At 72.8% G+C, this 22,040-nt stretch carries 18 protein-coding genes; 11 read left to right on the top strand and 7 right to left on the bottom strand.

From position 1 onward, the window contains the following. Nucleotides 1-58: 58 nt before the first annotated feature. The 5 genes from ABZ858_RS18910 to ABZ858_RS18890 form a co-directional block, all read right to left on the bottom strand. Nucleotides 59-1,105 carry an ABC transporter substrate-binding protein gene (locus ABZ858_RS18910; RefSeq protein ID WP_361379259.1) on the bottom strand — a complete coding sequence of 349 codons (1,047 nt, stop codon included), beginning with the start codon at nt 1,103-1,105 and terminating at the stop codon, nt 59-61. A 133-nt stretch (nt 1,106-1,238) separates the two neighbouring features. Then, entirely contained in the window at nt 1,239-2,399 is a 1,161-nt protein-coding gene (locus ABZ858_RS18905; protein WP_361379256.1) for an acyl-CoA dehydrogenase family protein, read from the bottom strand. Nucleotides 2,400-2,405: 6 nt separating this feature from the next. Further along, the gene (locus tag ABZ858_RS18900) at nt 2,406-3,359 is read right to left on the bottom strand and encodes a hydroxymethylglutaryl-CoA lyase (RefSeq protein WP_361379253.1); all 954 of its coding nucleotides are present in this window, start codon (nt 3,357-3,359) and stop codon (nt 2,406-2,408) included. Then, nucleotides 3,356-5,305, bottom strand: a complete 1,950-nt coding sequence (locus ABZ858_RS18895; RefSeq protein WP_361379250.1) for a biotin carboxylase N-terminal domain-containing protein — start codon at nt 5,303-5,305, stop codon at nt 3,356-3,358. The genes ABZ858_RS18900 and ABZ858_RS18895 overlap by 4 nt, the downstream gene beginning before the upstream one ends. Before the next feature lie 16 nt (nt 5,306-5,321). Next, nucleotides 5,322-6,914: a carboxyl transferase domain-containing protein gene (locus ABZ858_RS18890; protein WP_361379247.1), complete on the bottom strand. Its 1,593-nt coding sequence runs from the start codon at nt 6,912-6,914 to the stop codon at nt 5,322-5,324. A 167-nt stretch (nt 6,915-7,081) separates the two neighbouring features. On the opposite strand from ABZ858_RS18890, the gene ABZ858_RS18885 reads away from it, so the two are divergent. The 3 genes from ABZ858_RS18885 to tesB all read left to right on the top strand — a co-directional run bounded on the left by ABZ858_RS18885 (nt 7,082) and on the right by tesB (nt 9,946). Next, nucleotides 7,082-7,687, top strand: coding sequence for a TetR/AcrR family transcriptional regulator (locus ABZ858_RS18885; protein WP_361379244.1), 606 nt, complete (start codon nt 7,082-7,084; stop codon nt 7,685-7,687). Between the two features lie 222 nt (nt 7,688-7,909). Beyond that, on the top strand, nt 7,910-9,067 hold the full coding sequence (locus ABZ858_RS18880; RefSeq protein ID WP_361379241.1) for an acyl-CoA dehydrogenase family protein: 1,158 nt from the start codon (nt 7,910-7,912) through the stop codon (nt 9,065-9,067). Nucleotides 9,068-9,073: 6 nt separating this feature from the next. Continuing rightward, the gene (tesB, locus tag ABZ858_RS18875) at nt 9,074-9,946 is read left to right on the top strand and encodes an acyl-CoA thioesterase II (RefSeq protein ID WP_361379238.1); all 873 of its coding nucleotides are present in this window, start codon (nt 9,074-9,076) and stop codon (nt 9,944-9,946) included. On the opposite strand, the gene ABZ858_RS18870 is transcribed toward tesB, so the two are convergent. Together ABZ858_RS18870 and ABZ858_RS18865 are read right to left on the bottom strand one after the other, a co-directional pair. After that, nucleotides 9,940-10,734, bottom strand: coding sequence for a phosphatase (locus ABZ858_RS18870; RefSeq protein ID WP_361379235.1), 795 nt, complete (start codon nt 10,732-10,734; stop codon nt 9,940-9,942). The two genes, tesB and ABZ858_RS18870, sit on opposite strands and share 7 nt — an antisense overlap. A 92-nt stretch (nt 10,735-10,826) precedes the next feature. Then, nucleotides 10,827-12,446 (bottom strand): PucR family transcriptional regulator ligand-binding domain-containing protein, encoded by a 1,620-nt coding sequence (locus ABZ858_RS18865; protein WP_361379232.1) that lies wholly within the window; start codon nt 12,444-12,446, stop codon nt 10,827-10,829. 191 nt (nt 12,447-12,637) lie between these two features. Here ABZ858_RS18865 and ABZ858_RS18860 point away from each other — a divergent pair, with 191 nt between their 5' ends. From ABZ858_RS18860 to ABZ858_RS18825, 8 genes are all read left to right on the top strand, one after another. Then, on the top strand, nt 12,638-14,116 hold the full coding sequence (locus ABZ858_RS18860; protein WP_361379229.1) for a sodium:solute symporter: 1,479 nt from the start codon (nt 12,638-12,640) through the stop codon (nt 14,114-14,116). Between the two features lie 56 nt (nt 14,117-14,172). Continuing rightward, nucleotides 14,173-15,144: an agmatinase gene (gene speB / locus ABZ858_RS18855; protein ID WP_361379226.1), complete on the top strand. Its 972-nt coding sequence runs from the start codon at nt 14,173-14,175 to the stop codon at nt 15,142-15,144. Further along, entirely contained in the window at nt 15,141-16,826 is a 1,686-nt protein-coding gene (locus ABZ858_RS18850; RefSeq protein ID WP_361379223.1) for a thiamine pyrophosphate-binding protein, read from the top strand. Before speB ends, ABZ858_RS18850 begins: the two co-directional genes overlap by 4 nt. Nucleotides 16,827-16,926: 100 nt before the next feature. After that, nucleotides 16,927-17,688 carry a GntR family transcriptional regulator gene (locus tag ABZ858_RS18845; protein WP_361379220.1) on the top strand — a complete coding sequence of 254 codons (762 nt, stop codon included), beginning with the start codon at nt 16,927-16,929 and terminating at the stop codon, nt 17,686-17,688. 235 nt (nt 17,689-17,923) lie between these two features. After that, complete coding sequence (locus ABZ858_RS18840) at nt 17,924-19,159, top strand: helix-turn-helix transcriptional regulator (protein WP_361379217.1); 1,236 nt, start codon at nt 17,924-17,926, stop codon at nt 19,157-19,159. A gap of 416 nt (nt 19,160-19,575) precedes the next feature. Beyond that, the gene (tgmA, locus tag ABZ858_RS18835; RefSeq protein ID WP_361379214.1) at nt 19,576-19,872 is read left to right on the top strand and encodes a putative ATP-grasp-modified RiPP; all 297 of its coding nucleotides are present in this window, start codon (nt 19,576-19,578) and stop codon (nt 19,870-19,872) included. Further along, entirely contained in the window at nt 19,872-20,846 is a 975-nt protein-coding gene (gene tgmB / locus ABZ858_RS18830; RefSeq protein ID WP_361379211.1) for an ATP-grasp ribosomal peptide maturase, read from the top strand. Before tgmA ends, tgmB begins: the two co-directional genes overlap by 1 nt. Beyond that, nucleotides 20,843-21,976 (top strand): protein-L-isoaspartate(D-aspartate) O-methyltransferase, encoded by a 1,134-nt coding sequence (locus tag ABZ858_RS18825; protein WP_361379208.1) that lies wholly within the window; start codon nt 20,843-20,845, stop codon nt 21,974-21,976. Before tgmB ends, ABZ858_RS18825 begins: the two co-directional genes overlap by 4 nt. The last annotated feature ends 64 nt before the right edge of the window (nt 21,977-22,040 follow it).

The raw sequence follows: 22,040 nt of genomic DNA, 5'->3' as shown, positions 1-22,040 counted from the left end.
GCGCCGGTCCCCGCCGGCCGGATGTACGGCGGCTCCGGCGGCGGGGGAGGGGCGGGGGTCAGCCGACCTTCTTCGCCGTCTCGATGGCCTTGGCGAGGTCGTCGAGCAGCGGCACGCACTTGTCGTAGGACAGGATCGGCTCCGGGTTGCGGGCGATGACCTGGCCGGCCTTCACCGCGGGCAGCTTCTTCCAGGTGCCCTGGGTGATGGCGGCGGGCTGGATGGCCGAGGTGCGGTTGTCCATCATGATGATGTCGGCCGGGTACTTGTCGACGTTCTCCCAGCTCAGCGACTCGTACCAGCCGCCGCCCTGCTTCTTGGCGCTCTCCGGGGGCTCGACGAGGTCCACACCGAGCGCCTTGAAGTACTCCAGGTCGATGGAGAGGTTGCTGCCGGAGACGTAGAACAGGTCCTGACTGGCGGAGCCCACCATCACCTTGATGCCGGGCTTGGACTTGGCGGCGGCGCGCAGCCGGGCCGCCGCGTCCTCGAAGCGCTTCCTGGCCTGCTTGACCTTGTCGGTGGTGACGTCCGCGCCGAGCGACCTGGCGAGCGCGAGCATCCGCTCCAGCGGCTCGGGCAGCTGCCGGTCGTAGACGGAGATGCCCACGGAGGGGGCGCCCACGCCCAGGATCTTCTTCTTCGAGGCGTCCGGGACGTACCAGAGGGTGCCCGCGCCGTCGAACATCGTCGAGACGAGCAGGTCGGGGGCGAGGCCCGCGTACTTCTCGATGTTGAACTGGCCCCACTCGTTGCCCAGCACCGTCACCTTGCTGACGTCCATGTCGCCGGCCTGCACATCGGCCTTGCCGTCCTTGGTCGTCGTCGGGCCGAACACGCCCTTGGCCTGGATGCCGTAGTCGTACAGCGCCGCGGCCACGCCGACGAACGCGACGATGCCGGAAGGGACCTTGTCCGCCTTGACGGTCTGCCCGCGGTCGTCCTTGAACGTCCACGGGCCCGACTTCGCGGCCCCCGAGCCGCCGCTGCCCGACCCTTTGCTCTTGTCGTCCCCGCAGGCCGCGAGCGCGGCCCCGAGACCGAGGGCGCCGCCGGCGGCGAGCACACCGCGGCGGGAGAGAAGAGTGGCACGGGCGTGGGACATGGATGCGACTGCTTTCGAACGGGGCGGGGCGCCCGCCGGACGGGTTCGAAGGCAGGTTAGCCTAACCTCATTTGCTGTCCAGGGGGCGGGGCACCCCGGCCCCGCCGCCCCCGCCCGGCCGACCAGGCCCCGCTCAGCCGACCAGGCCCAGCTCGCGGGCGATCAGCATCCGCTGGACCTCGCTGGTGCCCTCGCCGATCTCCAGGATCTTGGAGTCGCGCCACATCCGGGCGACCGGGTACTCGTTCATGAAGCCGTAGCCGCCGTGGATCTGGGTGGCGTCGCGCGCGTTGTCCACGGCGATCGTGGACGAGTACAGCTTGGCCAGTGCCGCCTCCTTCTTGAACGGCTCGCCGGACACCAGCCGGGCGGCCGCGTCGCGCCAGGCCAGCCGGGAGGTGTGCGCCTTCATCTCCATGTCGGCGATCTTGAACTGGACCGCCTGGTTGGCGCCGATCGGCCGCCCGAAGGCATGCCGCTCCTTGGCGTACTTCACCGACTCGTCCACACAGCCCTGGGCGAGCCCGGTGGCCAGCGCGGCGATGGCGATCCGGCCCTCGTCGAGGATGCGCAGGAACTGCGCGTACCCGCGGCCCTCCTCGCCCAGCAGGTTGGCCGCCGGGACCCGCACGTCGGCGAAGGACAGCTCACGGGTGTCCGAGGCGTTCCAGCCGACCTTGGAGTAGGCGGGCGCCACGGTGAAACCGGGGGTGCCGGACGGCACGATGATCGCGGTGATCTCGGGCCTGCCGTCGGCCTTGCGGCCGGTGACCGCCGTGACCGTGACCAGGCCGGTGATGTCCGTGCCCGAGTTGGTGATGAAGCACTTGGTGCCGTTGATCACCCACTCGCCGGTGGCCGGGTCCACCCGGGCCGTCGTCCGGGTCGCGCCCGCGTCCGAGCCGCCGTCCGGCTCGGTCAGCCCGAACGCGCCCAGCATCTCGCCCGCGCACAGCTTCGGCAGCCAGGCGCGCTTCTGCTCCTCGGTGCCGAACAGATGGATCGGCATCGCGCCCAGCGACACCCCGGCCTCCAGTGTGATCGCCACCGAGGAGTCCACCCGGGCCAGCTCCTCCAGCGCGATGCCGAGCGCCAGGTAGTCGCCGCCCATGCCGCCGTACTCCTCCGGGAACGGCAGCCCGAACAGGCCCATGCGGCCCATCTCCCGGACGATCTCGTACGGGAACTCGTGCCGCTCGTAGAAGTCGCCGATCTTGGGGGCCACGACGTCGTGGGCGAACTGCTCCACGGTGCGGCGCAGTTCCTCCAGCTCAGGGGTGAGGCGGTGGTTCATCGTCGATCACTGCTCCTTGTGGGAGAGGGCACGGAGGGTACGGGAGGGGCTGGGCCGGCCCAGCCGTGCGGCCATCCACTCGCTCGTGGCGACGAGGCGGCCGAGGTCGATCCCGGTGTCGATGCCGAGGCCCCGCAGCATCCACACCAGGTCCTCGGTGGCGAGGTTGCCGGTGGCGGACTTCGCGTACGGGCAGCCGCCGAGGCCGCCCGCGGAGGCGTCCACGGTGGTGACGCCGTGCTGGAGGGCGGCCAGGGTGTTGGCGAGCGCCTGGCCGTAGGTGTCGTGGAAGTGCACCCCGAGGACGTCGGCCGGCACCCCCGCCTCGCCCAGCGCGGCCAGCAGCTCCAGCACCTGTCCGGGGGTGGCCACGCCGATCGTGTCGCCGAGGCTCAGCTCGTCGCAGCCCATGCCCAGCAGGGCCCGGCAGACCCGGACCACCTGGTGCACGGGGACCGGCCCCTCCCACGGGTCGCCGAAGCACATCGACAGATAGCCGCGCACGTGCGCGCCGGCCTCCTTCGCGCGCGCCACCACCGGTTCGAACACGGCCAGCGCCTCGTCCACCGTCCGGTTGAGGTTGGCCTTGGCGAAGGACTCGGTGGCGCTGGCGAAGACGGCCACCCGGGACGCGCCCAGCGCCAGGGCCCGCTCCAGGCCGCGCTCGTTGGGCACCAGCACCGGCAGGTCCACCGGGAGGTCGTCGACCAGCGGGAACAGCTGTTCGGCGTCGGCGAGCTGCGGCACCCACTTCGGGTGGACGAAGCTGGTCGCCTCGATCGTGGTCAGGCCCGCGTCCGCCAGCCGGCGGATGAACTCCGCCTTGACCTCGGTCGGCACGGTCGCCTTCTCGTTCTGCAGGCCGTCGCGCGGGCCGACCTCGTGGACCCTGACCCGCGCGGGCAGGCCGGTGGCCGGGACGACCATGGGAAGTGCCCCGGTGACCGCCTCGGTGGTCATGTCCCCACCGTCCCTTCCTCGTCGTGCGGCGCGACGACCGCGAGCACCTGGTCCATGGCGACCGTGGTGCCGGGGGTGACGTCCAGTTCGGCGACCGTGCCGGCGTGCGGGGCGGAGATGACGTGCTCCATCTTCATCGCCTCCACCACCAGCAGGCTCTGGCCCGCACTCACCTCGTCGCCCACGGCGACCTTCACCACCGTGACCGTGCCCGGCATGGGGGCGGTCAGCGAGTCGGCGCCGCCGTGGGCCGCCCGGGTGAGCGAGGCGGCCACCGGGTCGTGGTCGCGCACGTGCCAGGCGTCGCCGTCGCGGCCCAGCCAGTCGGCGGCCCGGTGGAAGGTGTGCCGGACGCCGTCGAGGGTGACGGCGACCGTGTCCGCGGTGACGGAGTGGGTGCCGCGCGGGGCGTACGCCACGGGGTCGGCGACCCGCAGCGGGAAGGCCACCGGCTTCGGCTCCCCGCCCAGCCGCCAGCCGCTGGGCACGGAGAACGGGTCCGTCCAGCCCCCCTCGCCCGCGGGCCGCGGCCGCAGCGCCTCAAGACGTACCGCGGCGGCGGCCTCGTAGACCTCCTCCGGCACGTCCGCGGGGACCAGCTCGGCCACCACCCGCTCCACCAGACCGGTGTCCAGCTCGCCCGCCACGACCGCCGGGTGGGCCAGCAGCCGGCGCAGGAACCCGGCGTTGGTCTGCACGCCGAGGGTGACCGTCTCCGCCAGGGCCGCGCGCAGCCTGCGCAGCGCGGTGGCGCGGTCGGGGCCGTGGGCGATCACCTTGGACAGCATCGGGTCGTACAGGCTGCCGACCTCGGTGCCCTCGCTCAGCCCGGAGTCGGTGCGCACCCCGTCGCCCTGCGGCTCGCGCAGCCTGAGCACGGTGCCGCCCGAGGGCAGGAAGCCGCGCGCCGGGTCCTCCGCGCACAGCCGCGCCTCGACGGCGTGCCCGGTGAGGGTGATGTCCTCCTGCGCGTACGGCAGGCGCTCGCCGGCCGCGACCCGCAGCTGCCACTCCACCAGGTCCAGGCCCGTGATCAGCTCGGTGACCGGGTGCTCCACCTGGAGGCGGGTGTTCATCTCCATGAAGTAGTACGAGGACGGGTCGCCGCCCGGCACGATGAACTCCACCGTGCCCGCGCCCCGGTAGCCGCACGAGCGGGCCGCCTGCACGGCCGCCTCGCCCATCGCCGCGCGCGTGGCCTCGTCGAGGAGCACGCTCGGCGCCTCCTCGATGATCTTCTGGTGGCGCCGCTGGAGGGAGCACTCGCGCTCGCCCAGATGGATCACGTTGCCGTGGCCGTCGGCCAGGACCTGGATCTCGATGTGCCGGGGCCGGTCCACCCAGCGCTCCACCAGCAGGGTGTCGTCGCCGAAGGAGGCGCGGGCCTCGCGGCGGGCGGCGGCGATCTCCTCGGCCAGCAGGTCCGCCTCGCGCACCAGGCGCATGCCCTTGCCGCCGCCGCCCGCCGACGGCTTCAGCAGCACCGGCATGCCGATGGCGCGGGCCGCCTCGGCCAGCTCCCCGTCGCTCAGCCCGGAACCGGAGGAGCCGGGGACCACCGGCACCCCGGCGGCCGCGACCCTCTCCTTGGCGCGGATCTTGTCGCCCATCAGGGAGATGGCGTCCGCCGGCGGGCCGATGAAGACCAGCCCGGCCGCCTCGCAGGCCCGCGCGAACTCCGCGTTCTCCGCGAGGAAGCCGTACCCGGGGTGGACGGCCCGCGCGCCGCCGCGGGCGGCGGCCTCCAGGAGCCGGTCGGCGCGCAGATAGCTGTCGGCCGCGGGCGCCGGGCCGATCCGTACCGCGGTGTCGGCCTCCCGGACGTGCCGGGCGTCGGCGTCGGCGTCCGAGAAGACCGCCACCGAGCGCACCCCGAGGGCGCGCAGGGTGCGGACGACACGGACCGCGATCTCGCCGCGGTTGGCCACCAGAACTGTGTCGAACATGGTCAACAGGTCCCCCTCACATCCGGAAGACGCCGAACTGGGGTTCACCCAGCGGAGCGTTGGCGCAGGCGGTCAGGGCCAGGCCCAGCACCTGACGGGTCTCCAGCGGGTCGATCACACCGTCGTCCCACAGGCGGGCGGTGGCGTAGTACGCGCTGCCCTGGTGTTCGTACTGGGCGCGGACGGGCGCCTTGAAGGACTCCTCGTCCTCGGTGGACCACTCCTCGCCGCGGGCTTCGAGCTGGTCCCGCTTGACGGTGGCCAGCACGGAGGCCGCCTGCTCGCCGCCCATCACGGAGATCTTGGCGTTGGGCCACATCCACAGGAAGCGGGGCGAGTAGGCCCGGCCGCACATGGAGTAGTTGCCCGCGCCGTAGGAGCCGCCGACGACCACGGTCAGCTTGGGCACCCTGGTGCACGCCACCGCCGTCACCATCTTGGCGCCGTGCTTGGCGATGCCGCCCGCCTCGTAGTCGCGGCCCACCATGAAACCGGAGATGTTCTGCAGGAACAGCAGCGGGATGCCGCGCTGGTCGCACAGCTCGACGAAGTGGGCGCCCTTCTGGGCGGACTCGGCGAACAGGATGCCGTTGTTGCCGACGATCCCGACCGGGTGGCCGTGGACCCGGGCGAAGCCGGTGACCAGCGTCTGCCCGAACTCGGCCTTGAACTCGGCGAAGCGCGAGCCGTCCACCACGCGCGCGATGATCTCGCGGACGTCGTAGGGCGTGCGGGAGTCCACCGGCACCGCGCCGTACAGCCCGTAGGGGTCGGCCTTCGGCTCGACGGGCGCGGTCACCTCCCAGGGCAGCGCCCCGCGCGCGGGCAGGGTGGAGACGATGGTGCGCACGATGGACAGGGCGTGCGCGTCGTCCTCGGCGAGATGGTCGGTGACCCCGGAGACCCGGGAGTGGACCTCGCCGCCGCCCAGCTCCTCCGCCGTCACGACCTCGCCGGTGGCCGCCTTCACCAGCGGGGGGCCGCCCAGGAAGATCGTGCCCTGGTTGCGGACGATCACGGCCTCGTCGCTCATCGCCGGGACGTACGCCCCGCCGGCCGTGCACGAGCCGAGCACCGCGGCGATCTGCGGGATGCCCGCCCCGGACATCCGCGCCTGGTTGTAGAAGATCCGGCCGAAGTGCTCGCGGTCGGGGAACACCTCGTCCTGCATGGGCAGGAAGGCGCCGCCGGAGTCGACGAGGTACAGGCAGGGCAGCCGGTTCTCCAGGGCCACTTCCTGGGCCCGCAGGTGCTTCTTGACCGTCATCGGGTAGTACGTGCCGCCCTTGACGGTGGCGTCGTTGGCGACGATCACGCACTCGCGCCCGCTGACCCGCCCGATCCCGGCGATCACCCCGGCGGCCGGCGCCTGCCCGTCGTACATCCCCTCGGCGGCCAGCGGGGCCAGCTCCAGGAACGGCGAGCCCGGGTCGAGCAGCGTGTCCACCCGGTCCCGGGGCAGCAGCTTCCCGCGCGCGGTGTGCCGGGCCCGCGCCCGCTCGCCGCCGCCGAGCCGCGCGGCGGCCAGCCTGCCGCGCAGCTCTGCGACGAGCGCCCGGTGGGCCTCCTCGTTGGCCTGCCAGGCCGCCGACGCGGGGTCCTCCCCCACGCTCGAAAGGACTCGCGCGGGGGCACCCCCATCGCTCGTCAGCTCCGGTGCCTCGTGCATCCCTGTGGTCCCCTCACCCGGTGGTCGACGTGGTCCACTTGTTAATGAGCGTTAACCCATCGCCTCCAGGTTAACGAGCGCTAACGTCCCTGTCTAGAATTGTCCTCATGGCCACGCGAACCGACGCCCCCACCCGCCGCGAGCAGATCCTCAGGGAAGCCGCGCGGCTCTTCGCCGAACGCGGCTTCCACGGCGTCGGCGTCGACGAGATAGGCGCCGCGGTGGGCATCAGCGGACCCGGTCTGTACCGGCACTTCCCGGGCAAGGACGCGATGCTCGCGGAGCTGCTGGTCGGCATCAGCGGCCGGCTGCTGACCGGAGCGAAGCGGCGCCTGGCGGAGGCGGACGGGGCGGCGGGGCCGGAGGCGGTCCTCGACTCGCTCATCGAGGGGCACATCGACTTCGCGCTCGACGACCGTTCCCTCATCACCTTGCACGACCGCGAGCTGGACCGCCTGCGGGACAGTGACCGCAAGCTGGTGCGCCAGCTCCAGCGGCAGTACGTCGAGCTGTGGGTGGAGGTGGTGTGCCAGGTCCATCCCGGCCTCACCGAGCCCGCCGCGCGGTCGGCCGTCCACTCGGTGTTCGGGCTGCTGAACTCCACGCCGCATCTCGGGCGGCGCGGGGTCCTGCCCGGACGGGGGGCCACGGCGGAGTTGCTGCACCGGATGGCCCGGGGGGCCTTCTCGGCGGCGTCGCCTGCGGCGGGCTGAGCGGGGTGGGGGCGGGGCTCTGCCCCGTGCCCCCTTCGCCCACGGGGCGGGTGGGTGCGCCTTGCGGGCGGGTGCGGGGCGGTGGGGATTGCCCGCGCAGTTCCCCGCGCCCCTTCGAAGCGTGACGAGCGTTACCGGTTCCGGGCTTTACTCGACGCCGTACTCGTCGGTACGTTTGTGTGAGCAAGCGCTTAGACAGCCGAGGTACGTGGAGGTGGCGGCGTGCGCCGTACGGTGTTCAACGAGGATCACGAGGCGTTCCGGGAGACCCTCCGGGACTTCATCGAGTCCGAGGTCGTGCCGGTCTACGACGAGTGGTTCGCCGCCGGGCAGGCGCCGCGCGACTTCTACTACAAGCTCGGTGAGCTGGGCATCTTCGGGATCAACGTGCCCGAGGAGTTCGGCGGCGCGGGCATGGACAGCCACAAGTTCGAGGCGGTGCTGTACGAGGAGACCGCCCGCGCGGGCGTCCAGTTCGGCGGCTCCGGCGTGCATGTGCTGCTCGCCCTGCCGTACCTCAAGATGCTGGCCACGGACGAGCAGAAGAAGCGTTTCCTGCCGAAGTTCGTCACCGGCGAGGAGATGTGGGCCATCGCCATGACCGAGCCCGGCACCGGCTCGGACCTGGCCGGCATGAAGACCACCGCCAAGCTCTCCGCGGACGGCACGCACTACGTCCTCAACGGCGCCAAGACCTTCATCACCGGCGGTGTGCACGCCGACAAGGTCATCGTCTGCGCCCGGACCTCCGCGCCCAAGGAGGACGACCGCCGCTTCGGCATCTCCCTGTTCGCCGTGGACACCAAGTCCGAGGGCTACTCCGTCGGCCGCAAGCTGGACAAGCTGGGCCTGCGCACCTCCGACACCGCCGAGCTGGCCTTCGTGGACGTCAAGGTCCCCGTCGAAGACCTGCTCGGCGAGGAGAACAAGGGCTTCTCCTACCTCGGCCACAACCTGGCCTCCGAGCGCTGGGGCATCGCCTTCGGCGCGTACGCGCAGGCCAGGGCCGCCGTCCGGTTCGCCAAGAGTTACGTCCAGGACCGCACGGTCTTCGGCAAGCCGGTCGCCCACTTCCAGAACACCAAGTTCGAGCTGGCCGCCTGCCAGGCCGAGGTGGACGCCGCCGAGGCCGTCGCCGACCGCGCCACCGAGGCCCTGGACGCCGGCGAGCTGACCCCCGCCGAGGCCGCCTCCGCCAAGCTGTTCTGCACCGAGGTCGCCCACCGCGTCATCGACCGCTGCCTCCAGCTGCACGGCGGCTACGGCTACATGAACGAGTACCCGATCGCCCGTCTGTACGCCGACAACCGCGTCAACCGCATCTACGGCGGCACCAGCGAGATCATGAAGTCGATCATCGCCAAGAACATGGGCCTGTAACCACCCGTGAGCCAGGCACTGGAGTCCCTGCTCGATCTGCTCGACCTGGAGCGGATCGAGCAGGACATCTTCCGCGGCCACTCCCGCTCCGCCGTCGTCCCCCGGGTCTTCGGCGGGCAGGTCGCCGCCCAGGCGCTGGTCGCGGCCGGCCGCACGGTCCCCGAGGACCGGCACGCGCACTCGCTGCACGCCTATTTCCTGCGCCCAGGCGACCCCGGCGCGCCCATCGTCTACAGCGTGGACCGCATCCGCGACGGCCGCTCCTTCACCACCCGCCGTGTCGTCGCCGTCCAGCACGGGCAGCCGATCTTCCACCTCTCCGCGTCCTTCCAGACGTACGAGGAGGGACTCGACCACCAGGCCCCGATGCCGGCCGCCCCGGACCCGGAGACCCTGCCCACCTCAGCCGCCCGGCTGCGCTCCTACGGCCACCTGGCGCCCGAGGTCGTCGCCCGCTTCCTCGAAGCGCGCGAGGCCGTCGACCTGCGCTATGTGGACGAGCCGCCGTACGGCAGGTTCGGCGAGCCGCGCGCGCCGCACTCCCAGGTGTGGTTCCGCACCAACGGCAAGCTCGACGACGATCCGCTGCTGCACGTCGTCCTCGCCACCTACGTCTCCGACATGACCCTGCTCGACTCGGTGCTGCTCGCCCACGGGCGCGGCGGCTGGGCCGTCGGGGACGTCGTCGGGGCCTCCCTGGACCACGCCATGTGGTTCCACCGGCCCTTCCGCGCCGACGAGTGGCTGCTGTACGACCAGGAGTCGCCCTCCGCGCACGGCGGGCGCGGCCTCGGGCAGGCCCGCATCCACACCCAGGACGGACGGCTGGCGATCTCGGTGATCCAGGAGGGCGTGGTCCGGGTCCCCCGGGATCACTGAGCAGCGAGCCCCGCCCGGTCCAGCAGGTACGCCGTCATCGGGTCGTAGTGGCGGGGGCTGGTCACGTGGTCGTCGAGCGGGACCGCCACCTGGACGGTCCCCTCGGCCTCGGCCAGGAACAGGGCCGGGTCGTTGCAGTCGGCGTAGCCCATGGAGTCCACGCCGTGCTGACCGGCGTATCCGGCCCAGCCGTGGTCGGCGACCACGAGGTCCGGCAGCGGCCGGCCGGCCCGTTCCAGGCCGGTGAGGATGGCCCGCATCGGCTCCCCGGAGTGCGTGTGCCACAGCGTCGCCCCGTGCTCCAGCACCGCCACGTCCGCGAACTGCATGACGTACCCCTCGTCCGTCCGCAGTCCCTCCGGGATCACGACGATCTCGCAGCCGGCGCCGCGCAGCGCCGCCGCCGTGGCCCGGTGCACGTCCAGCAGGCCGCCCGGGTGCCCGGTGGCGAACAGCACCCGCTGGCCGCCGTCGGCCGCCTTGCGCAGCCGGCCGGCCAGCCGCTCCAGGCCGTCGACGGTCAGCTCGGGATCGATGGTGTCCTGGCCCTGGCGGTACTCCGGGTCGTCGTTGACGCCGACCCGCTCGGCCATCACCGCGAGCACGTCCTGCTCGTCGCTCCAGCGGTCGCCCAGTTCCAGTCCGAGCCAGAAGTTCCGGTCGCCGTTGGCCAGCTTGCGGTAGTGCGAGAGGTTGTTCTCGCGGGGCGTGGCGACGTCCCCGGCGATACGGGTCCTCACGAGATGGTCGACGAGTTCGGCGCGGCTGGGTGTCCCGGATATCGGCATGGCTCCCATTGTGGGGCAGCACGCTGTGCGCTTCCCCCGGATACCGCGTGCTGGGACGCGGGTCACTCAGCGGTGCCGGGCACGCGGGTCACTCAGCGGTGCCGGAGCGCGAACCACAGCTCCATCCGCACGTCGGGATCGTCCAGGTCCGCCTCCAGCAGGGCCGCGCAGCGGGCGATCCGCTGCCGCACGGTGTTGCGGTGCACGGCCAGCGCCACCGCCGTACGGTCCCAGCTGCCGTGCAGCGAGAGCCAGGCCCGCAGGGTCTCGGTGAGCGCGGGGGTGGCGGCGAGCGGGGCGAGGAGCGCGCGGGCGTGCGCCTCGGCGTCCTCGGGCGCGACCAGGGCGCCCAGGTGCGCCCCGGTGCCGTGCCGGACCAGCGCGCCACGGGTGGCCCGGGCCCGGGCCAGCGCGCGGGCCGCCTGGGTGTCGGCCACCGGCCACTCGCCCGGCCCGGCCGCCGCGCTGACGCCCAGCGTCCAGCCGGGCTGCGCCGCCGGCACCCGGTCGGCCGGCACCAGTACCCGCACGATGTCCCCGGCCGGGTCCACCAGCGCCGACCCCAGGGCCGCGCCCAGCGCCGAGGCGGCCACGGCGTCCGCCGGCTGCCCGTCCGGCCGCGCGTGCACCACGACCCACCGGTCCGCGCCGAGCAGCGGCGCCACCTCCTCGGCCGGCGCCCCCAGCAGCATCCGCACCAGCGCGGCGGAGCGGGCCGCGCCGGTGCAGCCGTGCTGCTCGCCGGTGAGCAGGGAGAGCAGCACGGCGGCCACGGAGGCGATCGTGTGGTCCCCGGGCTCGCGGCGGGCGGTGGCGACGCCGAGCACGAAACCCTGCCCGGCGCCCAGCGCGTACGCGGCGAGATGGCGGCCGGCGACGGTGTCGGTGGCCGAACTGGGCGCCGGCGGGCCGGGCTGCGCGCCGCCGGAGCCGCCGGAGCCGCCGGAGCCGCCGGAGCCGCCGGAGCCACCGGGGCTGCCGGGACTGCCGGCGATGCCGGTGCCGCCGGGACTACCAGGGCCGCCGGGGCCGCCAGCGCCGCCGGGCCCGCCGGTGCCGCCCGGGCGGACCCGCGCCGCCAGCGCGGCCAGCGCCGTGCGCACCTCCTGCGCCGGCTCCCGCCCCGCCCGCGCCACCGGGGTGCCGTCCGGCCCGAACAGCACCGCCCGGCCGTCCAGCCGCTGCCCCAGCCGGCGCAGCACCGAGGGCACCGGGTCCGGGCGGGAGGCGGCGGCGGCCAGGCTCTGCTGCGCCTCGGTGACCCGGCGCAGCTCGGCCAGCCGGGCCTGCGCCATCAGCTGCCACACGGCCCGGGCGACACCGGAGAACGTGGTCTGCGGCGGGACTTCGAGCAGCGGCAGGCCGTGGGCCTCGCAGGCGGCGCCCAGGGCGGGCGGGACCGTGTCGTGCACGGGCGCCACCCCGAAGCCCAGGGCCGCGCCGCCCGCCGCGACGATCCGGGCGACGTACCCGTCGAAGGACCGCTCGCGCCCGGCCGGGCCCGCGATGTGCACGCCCGCGGTCAGCAGCAGCTCGCCGCCGAGCAGGTACGGGTAGGGGTCGGCCATCTCCGAGGTGTGCGCCCAGTGGATCACCACGTCCGGGCCGGCCGGTCCCGCGAGCTGCCGCAGCGCGAGGTCCTCGCGGGCCAGCAGCGCGGCCAGCGGGACGGGTGGGGTCGGGGGGACCGCTGGGGCGGAAGTGTCCGGCATGGTGTGCGTTCCCTCCATCCAGCGCCGTGGGGATGGAGGAAACGTACACTTCGCAGTCGCTTTCCGGCCACCTAATGTCGATCCGGACCGGCACCCCGCGGGTACGGGCGGATGTCCCCGCGTGCCGCTGCCGGCGTCCCCGCCCGCCCCTGCACGACCCGCCACCGGAAAGTACGCGAAGGAGGCCCCCCATGGCCGTCGACTACACAGTGATCGTCGTCTACCTGGCCGGCATGCTCGCCATGGGCTGGTGGGGCATGCGCCGCGCCAAGTCCAAGAGCGAGTTCCTGGTGGCGGGCCGCCGCCTGGGGCCCGCGATGTACTCCGGCACCATGGCGGCGATCGTCCTCGGCGGCGCGTCCACCATCGGCGGCGTGGGCCTCGGCTACCAGTACGGGCTGTCCGGCGCCTGGATGGTCTTCACCATCGGCCTGGGCATCCTCGCCCTGTCGGTCTTCTTCTCCGCGCGCATCGCCCGGCTGAAGGTGTACACCGTCTCCGAGATGCTGGACCTGCGCTACGGCGGCCGGGCGGGCGTCATCTCCGGCATCGTCATGTGGTCCTACACCCTCATGCTCGCCGTCACCTCCACCATCGCCTACGCGACGATCTTCGACGTCCTGTTCGACCTGCCCCGCACCCTCGCCATCGTGATCGGCGGCGCCATCGTCGTCGCGTACTCCACGCTCGGCGGCATGTGGTCCATCACCCTGACCGACATGGTGCAGTTCGTCGTCAAGACCATCGGCGTGCTGCTCCTGCTGCTGCCCATCGCCATCGTCAAGGCGGGCGGCTTCAGCGGCATGGAGGCCAAGCTGCCGACCTCCTACTTCGACCCGCTCGGCATCGGCGGCGAGACGATCTTCACCTACGTGCTGATCTACACCTTCGGCATGCTCATCGGCCAGGACATCTGGCAGCGCGTGTTCACCGCCCGCAGCGACAGGGTCGCCCGCCTCGGCGGCACCGTCGCCGGCACCTACTGCCTGGTCTACGCCCTCGCCGGCGCCGTCATCGGCACCGCGGCCAAGGTGCTCTACCCGCACCTGGGCAGCGCCGACGACGCCTTCGCCACCATCGTCAAGGACGAACTGCCGGTCGGGGTGCGCGGACTCGTCCTCGCCGCCGCCCTGGCCGCCGTGATGTCGACCTCCTCCGGCGCGCTGATCGCCTGCGCCACCGTCGCCAACAACGACATCTGGTCCCGGCTGCGCGGCGCCGCCGAGCGCTCCGCCGACGGCGCCGCGTCCGACACCGCGCACGACGAGGTCAAGGGCAACCGCCTCTTCATCCTGATCATGGGCGTCGGCGTGATCGGCACCGCGATCGCCCTCAATGATGTCGTCGAGGCGCTGACCGTCGCCTACAACCTGCTGGTCGGCGGACTGCTCGTGCCCATCCTCGGCGGTCTGCTGTGGAAGCGCGGCACCGCGCAGGGCGCCCTCGCCTCCGTCGTCGTCGGCGGCCTCGCCGTCATCGGCCTGATGGCCGGCTACGGCGTCCTCGCCAACCAGCCCGTCTACTACGGCCTGCTGTCCTCCCTGGTCGCCTACGTCGCCGTCTCCCTGGCGACCCGGCCCACCGACGAGGCCGTCCTCACCGTCTGGCGCGCCCGCCTCGCCGGACACAGTCCCGAACTCGCGTCCGAACAGGTCCCGGCTCACCAGTAGAGTCGTCAGGAAAGCAGTACATGCGCGACGAAGCGCAGGAAAGAAGGCATTCCCTCATGAGCAGCAACGAGACGCCCCGCGGCCCCGTCGACTCCTCCCGCGTCCCGCGGTACGCCGGCCCGGCGACCTTCGCCCGGCTGCCCCGCCTGGACGAGGTCGGCACCGCCGACGTCGCCGTGGTGGGCGTCCCGTTCGACTCGGGCGTCTCCTACCGGCCCGGCGCCCGCTTCGGCGGCAACGCCATCCGCGAGGCGTCCCGGCTGCTGCGCCCCTACAACCCGGCGCAGGACGCCTCCCCCTTCGCGCTGGCCCAGGTCGCCGACGGCGGCGACATCGCCGTGAACCCCTTCCACATCAACGAGGCCGTGGAGACCATCGAGGCCGCCGCCGACGACCTGCTCGGCACCGGCGCCCGCCTGATGACCCTGGGCGGCGACCACACCATCGCGCTGCCGCTGCTGCGCTCGGTCGCCAAGAAGCACGGCCCGGTCGCCCTGCTCCACTTCGACGCCCACCTCGACACCTGGGACACCTACTTCGGCGCCGAGTACACCCACGGCACCCCCTTCCGCCGCGCGGTGGAGGAGGGCATCCTCGACACCTCCGCCCTCTCCCACGTCGGCACCCGCGGCCCGCTCTACGGCAAGCAGGACCTCACCGACGACGAGAAGATGGGCTTCGGCATCGTCACCTCCGCGGACGTCTACCGGCGCGGCGCCGACGAGATCGCCGACCAGCTGCGCCAGCGCATCGGCGACCGCCCGCTGTACATCTCCATCGACATCGACTGCCTCGACCCCGCCCACGCCCCGGGCACCGGCACCCCCGAGGCCGGCGGCATGACCTCCCGCGAACTCCTGGAGATCCTGCGCGGCCTGGCCTCCTGCAACCTCGTCTCCGCCGACGTCGTCGAGGTCGCCCCGGCCTACGACCACGCCGAGATCACCTCGGTGGCCGCCTCCCACACGGCGTACGAACTCACCACGATCATGTCCCGCCAGATCGCCCGGGAGAAGGCAGCCAAGTGACCCACGACCACGATCTGGTACTCCGCCCGACGCCCGCGCAGACGGAGGCCGCCCTCGATCCTCCCCCCGGCCGCAACGGCGGAGACCTGGTCGTGGAGACCCTGGCCGGACTCGGCGCGACCACCGTCTTCGGCCTGCCCGGGCAGCACGCCCTCGGCATGTTCGACGCCCTGCGCCGCTCGGACCTGCGGTACATCGGCCTGCGGGTGGAGAACAACGCGGGCTTCGCCGCCGACGCCTACGGCCGGATCACCGGCGAGGCGGCGCCGCTGCTGCTGTCCACCGGCCCCGGCGCGCTCACCTCGCTGGCCGCGCTCCAGGAGGCGGCGGCGGCCTCCGCGCCCGTGCTGGCGATCGGCAGCCAGGTCCCGGCCGCCGGACTCGGCGGCGGACGCCACGGCTACCTGCACGAACTGCCCGACCAGGCGGCCTCGTTCCGGGGCGTGGTCAAGTCCGTCCACACCGCCCGCACCCAGTCGCAGATCCCCTCCGCGATCGCCGCCGCCTGGCAGTCCGCGCTCACCGCCCCGCACGGCCCCGTGTGGGTGGAGATCCCGCAGGACGTCCTGCTGGCCGAGACGCGCCTGCCGGTGGTCACCGCGATGGACGCGACCCCCGAGGACCTGGCCCCGCGCCCCGAACTGACCGCCGTCGCCGCCGACCTGCTCTCCCGTGCGGCCCGCCCGGCGATCATCGCGGGCGGCGGAGTGGTCCGCGCGGACGCCTCCAAGAAGCTGCGGGCGCTGGCCGAACGCCTCCAGGCTCCCGTGGTCACCACCTTCGGCGGCAAGGGCGCCTTCCCCTGGCACCACCCGCTGTCCCTCCAGTCCTGGCTGGAGGACCGGCACACCACCGACTTCCTGGAGGACGCCGACGTCCTGCTCGTCGTCGGCTCGGGCCTCGGCGAACTCTCCTCGAACTACCACACGTTCGCCCCGCGCGGCCGGGTGATCCAGATCGAGGCGGACGCCGGCAAGCTGGAGTCCAACCACCCCGCCCTCGGCATCCACGCGGACGCCCGCCTGGCCCTCCAGGCCCTGCTGGAAACGGTCGGGGAGCGCGCCGACCCGACCGCCGCCGACCGCGTACGGGAGACCCTGGCCAAGGTCCGTGACCGCATCGCCGCCCAGGACCTCACCCTCGAACAGGACGTCCTGGCCGCGGTCCGCCGCGCGCTGCCCGCCGCCTCCCCGTCCTTCTGGGACATGACGATCCTGGCGTACTGGGCCTGGTCGGCCTTCGACGCCAAGGCGCCCAATGCCATGCACTCGGCCCAGGGCGCCGGCGGCCTCGGCTACGGCTTCCCGGCGGCGCTCGGCGCGGCGGTGGCCGACCCCACCCGCCCGGTCCTCGCCGTCTCCGGCGACGGCGGCGCCCTCTACTCGATCGCGGAACTGGCCACCGCCCGCCAGCACGACCTGGACGTCACCTGGCTGATCGTCGACGACGGCGGCTACGGCATCCTCCGCGAGTACATGACCGACGCCTTCGGCCGCCCCACCGCGACCGAACTCACCCGCCCCGACTACGTCGCCCTGGCCGAGTCCTTCGGCGTCCCCGGCGTGCGCACGACCCCGGAGACCCTGGAGGCGGACCTGGCGAAGTCCTTGTCCACCCCGGGCCCTTCGGTGGTCGTCCTCCCGGCGGTCCTGCGCATGTTCGCGCCGACGCACTCGTCCTGAGACGAGGACCACAGGCACAGCTCGGCCCAGATCGCCTTGCCGACGCAGTGCCGCCGCGGGCAGCGCCCCCAACGGACCGCGAGCGCGAGGAGAGGTCGGGATGAGCAGCCGGGAGACAGGGCGGCAGCCCAAGTACCAGCGCATCGCCGCCGAGTTGCGGGCGGCCGTCGAGGCCGGTCGGTACGGGCCGGGTGACCGGCTGCCGGGCGAGAACGACCTGATGGCCGAGCACGGCGTGGCCCGGATGACGGCGCGGCAGGCGCTGGGTGTGCTCCAGGCGGAGGGCATCGCCGAGGCGCGCAAGGGCGCCGGGGTCTTCGTCCGGGACTTCCGGCCCGTCCGGCGGCGCGGCATCGAACGTCTCGCGCGCGGCCAGTGGGGTCAGGGGCGCTCCGTCTGGGCGGCCGACATCGGCGAACGGGACCTGACCGTCGACTCGGTCGAGGTGACGGAAGAGGAGGCCGCGCCCGGCGCGGTGGCGGCGGTCCTGGAACTGGCCGAGGACGCACCGGTCTGCGTCCGCCGGCGCCGCTTCGTGCTCGACGGCAAGCCCGTGCTGCTCTCCACCTCGTACCTGCCTGCCACGCTCGTCGCCGGCACACCGGTCACGCGCCCCGACACCGGCCCGGGCGGCACGTACGCCCGGCTCGCGGAACTGGGGCACGCGCCGGTCCGCTTCCGTGAGGAGATCCGTTCGCGCATGCCCAGCCGGGACGAGGCCGAGCGCCTCGCACTACCGGCGGGTGTCCCGGTGGTCCTCGTCGCCCGCACCGCCTACGACGCCGAAGGAGCCGTCGTCGAGGTCAACGAGATGGTGCTGGACTCGTCGGCGTACGTCCTGGAGTACGACTTCGAGGCGTGACCGGGTGCCGACTCGCTTGACCATCGAGGCGGCATCGGAAGCCGTACCGGAGTCGAGCCGGGTGCGGACGCGCATCGACTTCCGCTCGACGTGCCAGTAGATCATCATTCTGCCAAGTCCCTCTGAGCGCACGATGAAGCCCCACCGCTCGAAGAAGGAGCGGTGGGGCTTTCCCTGTACCGGCTGCGCGGGCCGTGAGTACGGTTCTGATGTCGAGTCAGGACAGGGAGTCAATATGCCTCAGTGGAGCGACTACAGCACAGGTGAGCGGATCAAGATCCTGCGCGGCCGGGAGATCCGGCAGGCCGACCTTGCGGAGATGACGGGCCTGTCCGTCGTCACCATTCAGAAGGCGGAGCAGGACAAGGCGTTGTCGCTGCCGACCTTACTTGCCGTCGCCGACGCGCTGAGCGTCGACACGTCGGTCATCCTCGGCCAGCAGGCGCCGCGCCGGGCGATGGAGCAGGGTGACCGCATGATGGTCCGCGACCTGTCGCGGGCCGTGCACGACACCGCTGCCGGGCTTCTTCCGGCGGACGCCGAGGCGGCGCCCCTGGAGGAGCTGCGGGCGACCACCGACCGCTGCTGGAGCCTGTACTGGCGCGGCCGGTACATCGAGGCCGGCGCCGTCATCGCGCCGTTCCTCACCGCCGCCGCGGCGCGGCTGCACGAGCAGGCTGCCGGGGAGCAGGCGGAGGCGCTGGGTGTCCTGTCGGATGCCTACCGGCTCGCCGGGTACGTCGCGAACCTCATGGGGGCCCGCGACCTGGCGTACGCGGCGATCGGGCACGCGCAGACCACCGCCGAGCGGGCCGCGGACGCCATGCGGGTGGCTCTGGTCGGTTCGGGCCGGGCGTGGGTGTACCTGCGTGACGCCCGTCTTCCGGAGGCGCTGGAACTGGCGGAGAAGGCGGCGTCGGACATCGAGCCGCAGTTCAGCCGGGCGACGCCCGAGGAGCTGACGGCGTACGGCAGTCACGTCAACTTCGCGGCGGTGGTGGCCTCCCGGATGGGGGACAAGGAGCGGGCGGCGGACTTCCTGTCGCAGTCGCACGCCACCGGCGCGCGAATGGGCCGGGAGGTGAGGGCGCACGGCACGTTGTTCGGTCCGGTGAGTGCCACGACGCAGGCCGTCGGCATCAAGGTGGCCCTGGGAGAGACCGGGAAGGCCCTCGACCTCATCAACTCCATCCACGACGTCTCGGATCTGACCGAGGCCGCGCGGAACCGGTACGCGATGGACAAAGCGCTGGCGCAGGCCGACGCCCGGCAGTTCGAGGCGTCGCTGGACACCCTGGAGGAGACCCTGCGCGCGTCGCCGGACTGGGCCCGGCACCAGACGTTGCCCGGGGTGATCGTGGCGAAGGTCGGGCGGGCGTCGACGGCGCAGCTGCGTCGGGTGTCGGAGCTGATCGGGGTGTCTCCGGGCGGGCAGGGGTTCCTGCCGGCGACGGCAAGGACGGCATTGTGACGTCGTGACTGGTATGCAGCGGACGACTTTCGGTTGTTGCCCCGTCAACAGCCGTGCGTGACGTACGACTTGGAGCCCGGCGGATTCCTGAAGTCGTCCGCCTCGTTTCTGTACCCGCACGGTAGGTAGCGGGATCGTTACAGGCATGACGAGGACACCCGGCGGCACCGCCCGGCGCCGCGCGCTCGCGGACGCGGCCGGAGGCTTCCCTTCCCGCTCCCGCGTGAGCGTCGTGCTCCACACCTGCACCGCCCCGGCCGGAACGAGCGGACGTCATCGATCGCCCCCACCGCCACGCCGCCCTCATCGCCTTTACGTGTACGTCCCGGTGGCGAAGGACACGGCCGCGCGATTCCCCTACCCCCCGGCACGGCCGACGCGTACCACCCAGCCACCCGCCCGATCGGAGACGACCTGTGACGACAGCCCTGGAAAGTGAGGGGTTCCCTCTCACTCCGCCCGGCGGACGTACCCCGTTCAGCGCGGAGGTGCCGTCGAGCGCCGAGACTCGGCCGTGGGTGCTGAGGTTCGCCCGCGTGCCCGACTCGACCGGCGCCGTCCGTATCCCGGCACATGGGTACGACCACGGCCGCCAGGTGAACCTGTCGGACGGCGGCGGCCTGCTCACCTGTATGGCCAACACCCACTCGCCGACCGTGCCGGACGGCTCGATGACGAACCCGCCGCCGCTGGACGAGGGGCCGAAGGACTGATGGCCGCGCCCGTCCTGATCGTTGCGGCCGACGGCGACTGGCCCACGGACCGGGTCGTCGTGGAGCTGGAGCACCGCGGGGCCGAGGTGTTCCGCATGGACACCGCCGCTTTCCCGCAGCAGCTCGCTCTGGCCGGACGGATCGACCAGAGCCACGCATGGACGGGCGATCTCTCCACCGAGCACCGGACGGTGGACCTGTCCCGGGTCGGCGCGGTCTACTACCGCGCCCCCGGGGCGTTCCAGTTCCCCGAGGGCATGTCCGGCCCGGAGGAGAGATTCGCCGCCGCTCAGGCCCGGGCCGGCCTCGGCGGTGTCCTGTCCGCACTGGAGTCGTGCCGGTGGGTGAACCACCCCACCTCGATGGCGCGCGCCGAGTACAAGCCCGTACAGCTCGCCGCTGCCCGCGCCTGCGCCCTGCGCATCCCGGCCACGCTCGTGACGAACCGGCCGGAGGCGGTGCGGGTCTTCGCCGCCCAGGTCGGTGGTCCGATCGTGTGCAAACCGGTGGCCTCGCCCGTGCTCATCGAGGACGGCCGCTTCACATCCGTCTACACCCAGCGCCTGGCCCCCGAAGACCTGGAAGACCTGCGGGGGATCGACACCACCGCGCACCTGTTCCAGGCGTGGGTCGACAAGGCGTACGAGGTGCGGCTGACCGTCATCGGTACGCGCATGTACGCCGCGGCGATCCACGCCGGCAGCGACGCCGCGCACATCGACTGGCGCAGCGACTACGGGTCCCTGTCCTACACCGTGACGACCGTGCCCGAGGACGTCGAGTCGGGCATGCGCCGTCTGATGGGACAGTTGCGACTCCGCTACGGAGCAGCGGACTTCATCGTGAGCCCCGACGGAATGTGGACATTCCTGGAGGTTAACCCGTGCGGGCAGTGGGATTGGATCCAGGGCGCGACCGGCCTGCCGATCGCTGAGGCGATCGCTGACGAACTGCAAGGAGGCACCTGCGCATGATCGACTGGAAGCCGTGCGCCGTCGCACTGGCTGCCCGGGTCACGCACCCAGGCTCCCCATGGCGGGAGCCGCTCACGGAGACACCACGCCACCAACTGGTCCCGCGCTGGTTCGCGCCCGGCGAGCGAGGGTGGACAGCGGTCGACGGCCCGGCCGACGACCGGGCCTGGGCGGCCGCCGCCTACGCGGACCGCACCCTGGTGACCCGCATCGGCCCGGCGCACGCCGATCAGGTCACCGAGGGGCAGGCCGTGACCGGTCATCCCACGTCGTCGTCGACGCTGCCGAGCCTGGTCGTCACCATGCTTCGGCATGGTCGGCTCGCCACGGGCATGCGGCTGCTGGACCTGGCCACCGGCTCCGGGTACAGCGCCGCCCTCGCCTGCCACCGCCTCGGCGACGATCTGGTGACGACGATGGACGTCGACCCCTACCTCACCCAGGCCGCGGCCGACCGCCTCGACCAGGCCGGCCACCGGCCGATCGTCATCACCGGCGACGCTCTTGAGGGCCTGCCCGGTACCTACGACCGGATCGTGTCCATGGTCTCCGTGCCCCGTATCCCCGCCCACTGGCTGACGGCGCTCGACACCGGCGGCCGGCTCGTGACGACCATCGCCGGTACCGGCCTGATCCTGACTGCCGACAAGACCAGCGACGGCGGCGCGGCCGGGCGGATCGAGTGGGACCGGGGATCGTTCATGGCCACCCGCGTCGGCCCCGACTACCCGACCGCCCTGAATGCGCTGTTCAGCACGGCCGCCACCGACGACGGCCAGATCACCGTCTCCCCGTTTCCCGTGCTCGACGTCATGCAGGCGTGGGAGGTGTGGTCGATGCTCACCCTGACCGCCCCCGGCATCGAGCACCGCACCGGAACCAGGGACGACGGCAGCCGCATGACGTGGATGCTCCACGCGGACGGCTCCTGGGCCCGGGCCTGCACCGCGCGGGGCGAGCGGACCACGACCGTGCACCAGGGCGGCCCGCGCCGCCTGTACGACCTGCTCGACGCGATCCGCTGGCGGTGGCTGGAGCACGGCGAACTGCCCGTGTACGGCGCCCAGGTCACCATCACCCCCGACGGAGAGACGACCCTCTCACGTGGCGGCTGGTCAACCACACTCTGAGCAGCACCAGTTCCGGGCGAGCGGCTCACGCGGCACACTGGAAGAAGCCGACGGACGGAGTACC

It is taken from the genome of Streptomyces sp. NPDC047017, assembly GCF_040644175.1.
Taxonomy (GTDB): Bacteria; Actinomycetota; Actinomycetes; order Streptomycetales; family Streptomycetaceae; genus Streptomyces.
Note: the sequence above shows the minus strand (reverse complement) of the source record. Positions and strands in the feature narration are given on the sequence as shown.

Bases quoted from the DNA above. Each gene is read 5' to 3' on its own strand.
- ABZ858_RS18865 (WP_361379232.1), bottom strand. From the start codon at position 12,446: ATGCCGGACACTTCCGCCCCAGCGGTCCCCCCGACCCCACCCGTCCCG.
- ABZ858_RS18825 (WP_361379208.1), top strand. From the start codon at position 20,843: ATGATCGACTGGAAGCCGTGCGCCGTCGCACTGGCTGCCCGGGTCACG.
- ABZ858_RS18905 (WP_361379256.1), bottom strand. From the start codon at position 2,399: ATGAACCACCGCCTCACCCCTGAGCTGGAGGAACTGCGCCGCACCGTG.
- ABZ858_RS18910 (WP_361379259.1), bottom strand. From the start codon at position 1,105: ATGTCCCACGCCCGTGCCACTCTTCTCTCCCGCCGCGGTGTGCTCGCC.
- speB (WP_361379226.1), top strand. From the start codon at position 14,173: ATGAGCAGCAACGAGACGCCCCGCGGCCCCGTCGACTCCTCCCGCGTC.
- ABZ858_RS18840 (WP_361379217.1), top strand. From the start codon at position 17,924: ATGCCTCAGTGGAGCGACTACAGCACAGGTGAGCGGATCAAGATCCTG.
- ABZ858_RS18885 (WP_361379244.1), top strand. From the start codon at position 7,082: ATGGCCACGCGAACCGACGCCCCCACCCGCCGCGAGCAGATCCTCAGG.
- ABZ858_RS18845 (WP_361379220.1), top strand. From the start codon at position 16,927: ATGAGCAGCCGGGAGACAGGGCGGCAGCCCAAGTACCAGCGCATCGCC.
- tgmB (WP_361379211.1), top strand. From the start codon at position 19,872: ATGGCCGCGCCCGTCCTGATCGTTGCGGCCGACGGCGACTGGCCCACG.
- ABZ858_RS18900 (WP_361379253.1), bottom strand. From the start codon at position 3,359: ATGACCACCGAGGCGGTCACCGGGGCACTTCCCATGGTCGTCCCGGCC.
- ABZ858_RS18870 (WP_361379235.1), bottom strand. From the start codon at position 10,734: ATGCCGATATCCGGGACACCCAGCCGCGCCGAACTCGTCGACCATCTC.
- ABZ858_RS18895 (WP_361379250.1), bottom strand. From the start codon at position 5,305: ATGTTCGACACAGTTCTGGTGGCCAACCGCGGCGAGATCGCGGTCCGT.
- ABZ858_RS18860 (WP_361379229.1), top strand. From the start codon at position 12,638: ATGGCCGTCGACTACACAGTGATCGTCGTCTACCTGGCCGGCATGCTC.